Below are 6,006 nucleotides of genomic sequence, written 5' to 3'. Positions count from 1 at the left end.
TGGACAAGGCCATCGGCTTGGCTTGGTCGAATGACGTGTTCATCGACGAGGTCAACGACGGCGAAAGCGACCTGCTGTAGTCCCCTCCCAGCTTCTCGGTCAAGAGGGCCTTGAGGCCACGCTTACCAGCGGGCGGTGAAGTAGCGGGGAGGAAACGAGGCTCGTGGGCCCGACCGTGATAGACCGGGCAAGCCCTGCGGGCTGGCTTCTAACTCGTCGTTTCGCTGCCCACGCCGAGTGCCACCGCGCGGGTGCGCATCTGGCGTGCGCTCAAATCGCTCGGCTGCATGGCATTGCGCGACGGCGCCTACCTGCTGCCTTAGAGCTCGAGCAGGCTCTGCAGGAACTCGCAGACAAGTGCACTCGCGAAGGCGGTAGTGCCTAGCTGATGAACGTGCAGCCCCTCTCGGCGCAAGACTCCGCTGCATACCGGATACTGTTCGACAACAGCGACAACGACGCCGATCTACGCGATGCTTGGAAGGCCGTCAATCGTGCCCTGGCGTCGCTCGCGGTCTCCGAACTGACCCGGCTGCAGCGCGAGTACGACGCGGCGCGCTCGATCGACTTCTTTCCCAGTGATGCCAGCGTCGAGGCCGAAGCCACCTGGACCGACTTCAACAGGCGCATCGAGGCGGTACTCTCGCCCGACGAGCCGCAGGGTCCCGAACTTATTCTGCAGCGCGACTTGGATCGTGCCCGTGATCCGCAACAAGCGACGCGCCAGCTTCGCTTCGGCCGATCGATCACTCCTCCCATGTGGCGCAGAAATGATTCGCCCCGGGAATCTTGGAGGTCCGTGACATATCGGATCGGCGGTGGCGCGGCCTTCCAGACAGCCGCCGAATCGACAGCAAGCTCCGCGGCTGCGACCTGGTCGGCCTGAAGGTCCGGGACATCTGCCACGGCGACCAGGTGGCATCTCGCGCGATGGTCATGCAGCACAAGACCCAGCGCCCCGTTCAGTTCGAGATCACGCCGGCGACCCGAGACGCTGTCCAGAAATGGATCAAACAGGCCGGGCTGAAGGCGGACGACTTTGTGTTCCCGAGCCGCATCCACGACTCGCCCCATTTGGGAACCAGGCAGTACGCCCGAATCCTGGAACACTGGGTCGAGGAACTGGATCTTGACCCGGCAGACTACGGCACGCACTCGATGAGGCGAACGAAGGCGACGCTGATCTACCGGCGCACGAAGAACCTGCGGGCCGTGCAGCTGCTGCTCGGCCATCGCAAACTTGAGTCGACGGTCAGGTACCTTGGCATCGAGGTGGATGATGCCTTGGAGATCTCCGAGCAGACAGAGATCTGATCACTGCGCAGTACCTGCCGCCCGACAGACGAGACCAGCCTGTCGGGCGGTACAACCCAATACGGCGGGCCGGCCCTCGCCCGGCACCTGGGTCATCCGGCTGGGCGGCTGTCAGCTTCTTGGCGCCGCCGCGTACTCACACTGTCGGCCAGTTCCTGCCGCTGGCGACAGGCAGGTACCTGGCACCCCGTTTCGAAATCCCCAAGCTGGAGGAGGCCGCGAGTTGGCCACACAGAGGCAGGCACACACAGGCAGCAGCCCCAGCTCATCGAGCCCGCATGCTCCTTACTCCTCCCACTGGAAGCGCGCCAGCGCCACGGCGGGAACAGGAGCGTGAAGCCCAGCATTGCCGCCACGGGCAGCAGCGCGACCTGCAGCGGCAGTCCACGCCAGGTCATGGCGTCGAGGCCATCGACGGCCCAGTGCGTGGGCATCCACATCGGCACCTTCTGCAGCAAGGTCGGGAAGATGAACGACGGCACCCAGGCGCCGCCCAGCATCACCATCACCGGAGTGGCCAGGATGGCCAGTCCGCACGTGGCATCGGGCGTGCGACCCAGTGCGGCGATCATGAGCCCGAAGCTGGAGGTGAGCAGCGCGAACGCTACCAGCCGGCGACGAAGCCCGGCACGCTCCCGCTGATGCGCACGCCGAAGAAGGCTCGTCGTCGAACTGTTTCGAGTCTGGTTAAGTGTGGAGGACTGGGTTGTAATCGGCTACGCGCCAGCACCCCTGGCCTTGGAGGTCTCCATGGAAGTTCGTCGGTCCGATCCAAGGTCTGAACGCCCCGCGTGGTGCCGCCCGAAGCCGCCGCGGCCGCCCGCATGCCGGTGTACGAGCGTGGCGCTTCCCAAGCCGCCAGAGCTGCCCGATCCGGCCATCTATAGCCAAGAAAAGTTGCATCTCGCAGGCACGCTGCCCTCTTGGGACACCCCAGACATCTCGGCCATTGAATGGCGCCCGCGGCACACGCCCGGCGTCAAATCGGTCGCATGGGTTCGCGTTCACAACCACTCGTCGACCACATCGGCCGTCAACGTGGCGGTGGTGGCGGAGATGTCCGAGTTCGGTATCGGAACCCCTCGTGAACCCGTTGCGTCCTTGTTTTGCTCCGTAGGTCCCAACGCGCACGCGGTGATCGAATTTCCTGTTCCGCAAAAGTACGGGAAGCAAGCGTCAGCGGGCGTTCATGTCACGCTGATGCATCCGACAGACAGCGATAGGTCGAACAACGCCGGCTCTCAGGCGCTCGCTTTCATAAACCTCAATGTAGCAAGCGTCACAACGCGGTTGCGCGTGCGAAACCCCGCGGCGCAAGCCGCCGTGATTCAACTCCGTTGTGTCGCCAACGGCACGCTCAGCGCCACGGCGACGCCGAGCTCGGTTGCGCTTCAACCCGGGGCCGAGGCATCGGTCGACATCGAGATTTCGAGATTACCCACGGCGCCCGCAGTCCAAGCCAACGTGACCGAGGGAGCGGTCACCGTGATCGGCGTTGGACCGGGTAACTCGCTCGTCGGTGGCGTTACGTATCTGGTGCTCTGATGGAAGCGCTGCGATTTATCGTCCGCCTGCACGAAACGATCAGGCCGTGTGCACAAGCCGGGCTTGTGCTCGGCTGGATTAACGGATTGCTTTTAGCGCTCGCTTTGCTGGCCCACCCGCGCTTCGAGATGAGCCCGCTCGACTACCTGCTGAGCTGGCTGCTCATTGAGTTGGCGAGCTTTGGTGCGCTGGGCTTTCTGACGTATGTGAAAAGCAAAGGCCGCGCTGTGCCGCTGCTTGCCGCGCTGACCAGCAGCTTGATGACGGCGGCATTGTGCCTGGTCGCTGCGGCCGTGGGCGTGCCGGGCTGGGCCTTGCCCTATTTCGGCGCTCTCTCGGGGTGGGCCATTGGATGGTTCGGCTGCCAGGCCTGTCGCGAGCCGGATGACGCGCGGGCAGGCGCTGCCACTGAGGAGGTGGGCCGTGGATAAGCCCAAGTGCTTCAACTTCTGGGCTGTCTTCTGGTACGGCTTCATCACGCATTTCTACCTATTTGTCTTTGTCGTCCTTCCGATGCTCATCTACTTGGCGGGACAGAGCTCCGCTTGGGGGCTGGGTCTCGGGGCATCTGCCGGGGTGGCGGCTTTCGTGGCTGCCATGGCTGTATTCGGTGCAGTCTCGGGTGCACGGGACGACAACTGCGGGTGGGAAGGTTGCGACGCACGCTGTTGGGCGGGCATCGTTGCAAACGCGGTACCGAGTTTCAACACCGCAGCCGATTTTTGGTTGCCGTGGAACGCTGCACACGATCGCGTAGATGTCGTTCTGAAAAGCGTCTACTGGCCGAGCCTTCGGTTTCGTCCTGGGTCCGACTTGTACGCGCAATGCAACGATGACGTGTTGCAATCCCCGTTGGTGTACTGCTTCTATCGATCGAGCAAAGTGTGCGGCGCCGGACTGGGTGCGACCGTCGGTGCCGGCATCGGAGTTCCTGTGGGCGTCTTGGCGGCTCTTCTGATCGTCACCGCGATCGGATGTGCGTCGATCGTCTTCTGCCTTTTCCTGGTGGTTCTCGCAGCCTTGATCGCCGCCACGATCGTGCTAATCGGTGCTTTCGCCGGCGGGCACATCGGAAAATCCATGGCACCAGAGGACCACGAAGGAGCATCAGCACAACCAGTGTCCGTCGGCGACTACGTCAGCTTGACTGGAAAAGTCTCAGGGGTGGACTCTGCCGGCAACGAACAACGCCCGTTCAGACACTTCGGCCCCACGAAGATCATGTTCTTCGTTGAGAGCACGTCGTTGCACGGACGCTCGTTGTGGCCCGTGCCATACATGTACGTGGATCCTGATTTGAACTTGGCGCAGGACGCGTGTCCGGTTGCTCCAAGCGAAGCAGAACCTCCTGCACCACCACGTATTAAGTAGTGCTTGTTGCGTGCCGCGTCGACGGCCCAAGACAAACTTCAAGGAGATCGCTGTGCTCAAGACTTTGCATCCGAGTCGACGTGGTGCCACGCGCTCTACGTTTGGCGGCTGCATGGGCTTTTTCGCCTTGCTGTTTGTCGTAGCGGCTGGCTTGCTTGCTTTCGATGCCGAAGCAAAGGACCCGGCGCCAGCTTCGAAATCGCAGCCCTTCGCGTGCGGTCGTGAAGGAAAACTCTGCTGCAGTCCTTATAAGGCGCCGGGCGGCGGAGTGATTGGGCCTTCGCATTGCAACGCGGGCCTGGGCTGCAACACGGAAACAAACCTCTGCGAGAGCCCTTGCGGTTCGACGGGCTCGGTGTGTTGTGATGGTCCCGATACCGTTGCCTCTCAAGCTAGGCTCTATCGCAACAGCGCCGGTCAGTGGGTGCCCACGAAACCCATGTGTGAGGTCGGAGTCTGTGACAAGAACACCCGTCGCTGCGTGGCGGGATGCGGAGAATCGGCCGGCTCCGCCTGTTGCGGCCCTCAGCCGTCGATCGCGGTCGCCACGTGTGTCGGCCCAGGGCTGGTTTGTCAGTTCGAGCCCTCGAGCTATAACGCTGGTACCTGTGTGACTTGCGGCGGGCTTGGAGAACGAACCTGTGGCCATGCGCCTCAATGCGCCGATCACCTAATCGCGGTCAACGGCAAATGCGCGAGCTGCGGTGGAGAGGACCAGCCGGCTTGTGACGATGGCAACTGCGGCCCAGGCTTGACGCGAATGGCCAACGGTTTATGCAGCAGCCCATGCGGTGGAATCGACCAACTTTGCTGCAGTCCGCACGCCACGTGCGCCGCCGGCGCCGGATGCCTGGACGGGACGTGCAAGAAGCTCCCCAGAGCGACCTGCGAATCTTGCGCAGTTGACCAGCAGTGCGCACCCGCAACGTATGCCCCGTCGAACATCGGCAGCACCCACACCCGGTGCGAGCAAGGCATTTGCCGCTTTTATCGAGATCTCGGCACCGGGGGTGGTTTTTCCATATCTGACGATTGCGACGACGCCTGCCGAAATAAAGACTGCGGCGCCGGCTACCATTGCTTCAAAGGCAAATGCCTAAGCTGCGGCTACCCAGGCGGTGAGTGCTGTCACGGCCCGCTGATCGGCGGTTGCGAAGGCGGGCTGACATGCGGCTACAGCAACAAGTGCAGCCCGTGAGGGCGTTGCGCGCATCGACTTCGACATTCACTTCACCGGCGGGTGGTCGTTCACACATGGGCGTGAAGATCGATGCCGCGATGGGCGCCCATGTCGTGTTGTTCACGACATCGGCCGACAAGCGCGAGGACGCACTGCGCCTCGGTGCGCACGAGGTCGTGCTCGCCCGGTGTCATCACAAGTGCGCCGTCGTCGGCCACTGCATCCGCTGCCCGTCGGGGCTGCCGATGTTGAGCGCGGCCCGGCAGGAACGCGGCAGGGTAGAAAGCGGGGCGCTGGCTGCCGCGGGTCAGTTCGTTCGGGACATAGTTGGTCTTCATGCTCCTTCGATCCGTGTCTCACCTGACTGGGCTGCCATCATTCGTGTGGGCCAAGTCCGCAGATTGCATCTTGTTCAGCATCGAGAGATTTTGTCTGTGGATTTCAACTCACGACTAGGACCTGTTAACACAACCGCAGTCCATCCGCGATCAGCGCGAAGCTGATGAAGCCGAGGAACATCACATCGAGCTTCTCGAAGCGAGAGAAGATGCGACGATAGCCCTTGAGTCGGCGGAACAGTCGCTCGACTTCGTTGC

General features: G+C 62.7%; 5 protein-coding genes and 3 pseudogenes. 6 read left to right on the top strand and 2 right to left on the bottom strand.

Annotation, left to right across the window (positions count from 1 at the left end; genetic code table 11):
* The first annotated feature begins 388 nt into the window (after nt 1–388).
* Both H0W38_RS14815 and H0W38_RS14810 read left to right on the top strand, forming a co-directional pair.
* Nucleotides 389–886, top strand: coding sequence for a hypothetical protein (locus H0W38_RS14815; RefSeq protein WP_292455392.1), 498 nt, complete (start codon nt 389–391; stop codon nt 884–886).
* Nucleotides 847–1,314: pseudogene (locus H0W38_RS14810) on the top strand (tyrosine-type recombinase/integrase); the annotation flags it as partial. The gene H0W38_RS14815 and the pseudogene H0W38_RS14810, both read left to right, overlap by 40 nt.
* A gap of 92 nt (nt 1,315–1,406) precedes the next feature.
* On the opposite strand, the gene H0W38_RS14805 reads toward H0W38_RS14810, so the two are convergent.
* Nucleotides 1,407–1,886, bottom strand: a complete 480-nt coding sequence (locus H0W38_RS14805; protein ID WP_292455390.1) for an ABC transporter permease — start codon at nt 1,884–1,886, stop codon at nt 1,407–1,409.
* Nucleotides 1,887–2,154: 268 nt separating this feature from the next.
* Between H0W38_RS14805 and H0W38_RS14800 the strand changes: the two genes are divergently transcribed.
* The 4 genes and pseudogenes from H0W38_RS14800 to H0W38_RS14785 form a co-directional block, all read left to right on the top strand.
* Nucleotides 2,155–2,859, top strand: a complete 705-nt coding sequence (locus H0W38_RS14800) for a hypothetical protein (RefSeq protein WP_292455388.1) — start codon at nt 2,155–2,157, stop codon at nt 2,857–2,859.
* Nucleotides 2,859–3,290, top strand: coding sequence for a hypothetical protein (locus H0W38_RS14795; protein WP_292455386.1), 432 nt, complete (start codon nt 2,859–2,861; stop codon nt 3,288–3,290). The genes H0W38_RS14800 and H0W38_RS14795 overlap by 1 nt, the downstream gene beginning before the upstream one ends.
* On the top strand, nt 3,283–4,230 hold the full coding sequence (locus H0W38_RS14790) for a hypothetical protein (RefSeq protein WP_292455384.1): 948 nt from the start codon (nt 3,283–3,285) through the stop codon (nt 4,228–4,230). Before H0W38_RS14795 ends, H0W38_RS14790 begins: the two co-directional genes overlap by 8 nt.
* A 1,239-nt stretch (nt 4,231–5,469) precedes the next feature.
* Nucleotides 5,470–5,598 (top strand): annotated as a pseudogene (locus tag H0W38_RS14785) (NAD(P)-dependent alcohol dehydrogenase); the annotation flags it as partial.
* Between the two features lie 274 nt (nt 5,599–5,872).
* Here H0W38_RS14785 and H0W38_RS14780 read toward each other — a convergent pair.
* Nucleotides 5,873–6,006, bottom strand: a pseudogene (locus H0W38_RS14780) (IS5/IS1182 family transposase); the annotation flags it as partial.

The sequence above is a fragment of the Methylibium sp. genome (assembly GCF_013817365.1).
Classification (GTDB): Bacteria; Pseudomonadota; Gammaproteobacteria; order Burkholderiales; family Burkholderiaceae_C; genus Methylibium.
The sequence above is the reverse complement of the archived record's forward strand: the minus strand, read 5'-3'. Positions and strand labels throughout refer to the sequence as shown.